3 protein-coding genes are annotated in these 3,167 nt (G+C 66.4%); 1 reads left to right on the top strand and 2 read right to left on the bottom strand.

Annotation, left to right across the window (positions count from 1 at the left end; genetic code table 11):
* Window positions 1-187: 187 nt before the first annotated feature.
* Window positions 188-1,498, bottom strand: a complete 1,311-nt coding sequence (locus tag IRZ12_RS16740; RefSeq protein ID WP_296470962.1) for a hypothetical protein — start codon at window positions 1,496-1,498, stop codon at window positions 188-190.
* Window positions 1,491-1,997 carry a hypothetical protein gene (locus tag IRZ12_RS16745; RefSeq protein ID WP_296470963.1) on the bottom strand — a complete coding sequence of 169 codons (507 nt, stop codon included), beginning with the start codon at window positions 1,995-1,997 and terminating at the stop codon, window positions 1,491-1,493. Before IRZ12_RS16745 ends, IRZ12_RS16740 begins: the two co-directional genes overlap by 8 nt.
* 211 nt (window positions 1,998-2,208) lie before the next feature.
* Between IRZ12_RS16745 and IRZ12_RS16750 the strand changes: the two genes are divergently transcribed.
* Window positions 2,209-3,167, top strand: a 959-nt coding sequence (locus IRZ12_RS16750) for a porin (RefSeq protein ID WP_296470966.1), incomplete at its 3' end; no start/stop codon positions are given.

The raw sequence follows: 3,167 nt of genomic DNA on the forward strand, positions 1-3,167 counted from the left end.
GGGCATGGCCGCACCTTAACCGACGGGGACGCGCCATTCAACACGGCCACTGTGAGGGGGGTAACAAAGCGTGCAGGCACGGACGATCCGCCCGAGAGCATTGTGCGCAGGCAATGCCCGCATTGCTTCGCGGCGATGGCGGCTGTCCGGGGATCGGGGCATCCGTGCCGAGTGACCGCCAAGGGCGTCAGTGCACAGCGGCCGTCCAGCCGTCCGCCGTTTTTTCGACGGCTACCTGCAACACCGCAAGCGGCGTTGCGTCGCCATCCTCGCCGCGCGGCGGGCCGGCATCGAGCAGGACGGTGCGCACGACGCCGCTGCTTGCCGTGGCGAGCTGCACTGTGGCCCGGCGGCCGGCAGGCGCCGCGTAGTTATTGATGCCCACGCTGTAGATGCCGGCCTGCAGGCGGTTCGGGTCGCAGCTGGCGTGATAGTGCTCAGGCCCGAATCCCGCCGTGTTGTCTAGGTCGAGCGAGCCGCTCTCCCCGATGCGGGCGGCGTAATAGACGTGGACGCCCCCGGGCTCCATGACGTGCAGGTCGAGGTCGCCCTCGCCGTCCCACGCCAGCGTCGCGGTGAAAAATCCCGGACTGGCGAGGGGCGCCGGCGCATGCAGCGCAAGCAGGCGCTCTGCCATCAGCCCGCCCGCGGCGGCGCGCCCATTTCGGTCGGGATCGAGGTAAGTGTCGATCAGCACGTGGCCCGTCGGGTCTTTCCGGGACGGCGGGATGGCGATATTGGCGGGAGGCGGTTCGCCCGGAAGGGCACTGCGCAATGCGGCGATGACCAAGTCGTTGCCGGAAAGCAGATGGGGACCGTTGGTTCGGGACGCCGCGGGAGCGATATGCACGGCCGCTGTGGAATCCGGGGAGGGGGCCGATCGATAGGCCGCGTTGAGGAAGAAATTGCCTTGTGAATGGCCCACCAGCAGGATGCTCCTGCCCAAGGCCTGCAGGGCGCGCAGCCGTAGCGCATGGGCGGCGTAATCGATGTCAGTGGGCGGCCGGGCAGCCAGCGCGGCGGTACGCGCGATCACGCGCGCGTTGCGGGCTTCCGACAGCGACTCGGCGAGTGCATGGGCGCGCGGCAGCACCGCAGCAATCTTGCGCCACCAGGCCAGTTGTCCGTCGACGATTTCCCAGAACAGCTCCCACCGGTGCTGCAGCGATTCCTCCAGTTCCGCGGCCCGTTGTTCGAAGACTTCGACCAAGTCTTCGATGCCGCCGCGAAGGCCCCGCTGTAGTCCGCTCGCGTTGTAGAACACTTCTGCGCCAACGGCGTATTGGGCGGCTTCGGGACGCATCCGCAACGTCTCCGACAGGGTAGAGAGCAATTCCCTTGCGCCGCTCGCGGCCGCATCGGGGGTATTCCAGACGCCGTTGAAGAAAGCCAGCGTGTGCGTGTGGCTGGGGCACAGCTCCCCCGCGGACGCCGCGGGCACCAGCATGCTTGCCGCTGCGAGCATGGCTTGTGCGTAGCGGAGCGGCCGGCTAGTCATCGCATCCGTCCCCCGCGGGCAGCGACATGACGGCACCGTCGAGAGCGGCCGAATAGGCGAGATAGGCCTGGACCCGCTGTTTGGTGTTGGCCGACATCTTGCGCATGTCGGAAACGGCGTGCGAGCCTTCGGCGGGGGAGCGGCTGCGAGCCATGACGCAGGCAACCGCGCGCGTTTGGCGACGCGCCGCGTCTTGCGCCGCGGCAGGATCGCCGCCTGTGAGCAGGGCTGCGCGGAAGGCGCGTGCGAGCTGCGCGAGCGCTGCCCGCCGGGCGGGGTTTTCTTCCTCCCGGGCGATCCACGCGTCGATGTCATCGCGCACGCCATTGCCGTCCAGGTCAGGACCGAGCAGGTCTTCTGAGCGGTCGAGAGCGGGAAGCTGCCCCGTCCGCTCCAGGTCCTCAATGGTCGAGGCCTCGGGCGCAGGCGGGTTTTCGCCGCCGCAGGCTGCGAGCAGGAGGGCGGCGCCGAGCAACGCGCCGGGTAAACGACCCATCATGCGGACTCCGGAATAGTGGTTTTCGGCCAATGGCCGCGGCGTAGCGCCGCGATGCCGGGCGCAGCATCATTAAGCCGGGAATAACGTCGCCCGGGAGCCCGGCTGAGGCATTTGGATCATTGGGGAACCTGCGTACCAGCCCGTCACGAGGCTTTTTTTGCCAACATCCTTGGTTCGCGGCAAACTCGTGCCTGTGCGTACAGGTACGAACATGAAGAAAAAGACTCTGGCCTGGGCGATGGGAATGGGAGCTTGGCTCGTCAGTGCGAATACGGCCTGGTCCCAAACGTCGCTGACCTTCTATGGCGTGGCCGATGCGGGCGTGTACAAGCTGGCGCGGGGACCGGTCTCGGTTGGCAACATTCAGCGCAGCTACTGGGGAATCAAGGGTTCGGAATCGTTAGGCGGGGGGTACGCCGCCGTATTCCATCTGCAGTCGCGCTTCGAAATCGATTCCGGGCAGGTGGAGGCCAGCGGCGGTTCGCCGCTGTTCTACGGCGAATCCACGGTGGGCATGATGGGGCCATTCGGCCAATTGCGGCTGGGGCGGGCCATGACGCCGACGTGGGCCCTCGACTGGCAGTTCGACCCGTGGCAAAACTTCGACCGCGTGGCCTCGATCGCCTGGCAGATCTACCATCCGTCCTATCGCGCCGATCCTTATCGCACCGGGCCGACGGGCGATTACAGCCGCATGAACAATGGCGTGTTCTACGACTCCCCGAGCGTGTCGGGATGGTCATTGCATGTGTCGGCCAACGGCGAGCGCAGCACGGTGCCCGATGCCAATGGCACGATAGAAAGCAAGCGCGGATTGGCGGCGGGAGTGAATTTCGAACGTAGCGGATTGAACTTCCTCGTTTCCGCCGAGCGCAACAGCGTGAACGACAAGACCTACTTCCTCGGCCTCGCGTATGGTCCGGGCCGCACGCGGGTCATGGCATCGGCCAATTTGACGGTACTGACTGCCGCCAGCCAGGCCTTCTTGGGCGAATCCCACAGGCGGCGCAGCTCGGCCATGCTGGCCGCCACGCATCAGGTCGGTGCGGCGACCCTCAAGTTCGCCATCGGCCGGGATTTCCAGGGATACGGACAAAGCGGCGCGACGAATTATGTCAGCGCCGGTGCATCGTATGCATTGTCACCCCGCACGAAGCTCTATGTGGGGAT

The sequence above is a fragment of the Pigmentiphaga sp. genome (genome assembly GCF_019689535.1).
In the GTDB taxonomy this organism is placed as follows: domain Bacteria; phylum Pseudomonadota; class Gammaproteobacteria; order Burkholderiales; family Burkholderiaceae_B; genus Pigmentiphaga.

Excerpts from the sequence above, each read along its gene's own strand:
- IRZ12_RS16740 (WP_296470962.1), bottom strand. The coding sequence starts at position 1,498 with ATGACTAGCCGGCCGCTCCGCTACGCACAAGCCATGCTCGCAGCGGCA.
- IRZ12_RS16745 (WP_296470963.1), bottom strand. The coding sequence starts at position 1,997 with ATGATGGGTCGTTTACCCGGCGCGTTGCTCGGCGCCGCCCTCCTGCTC.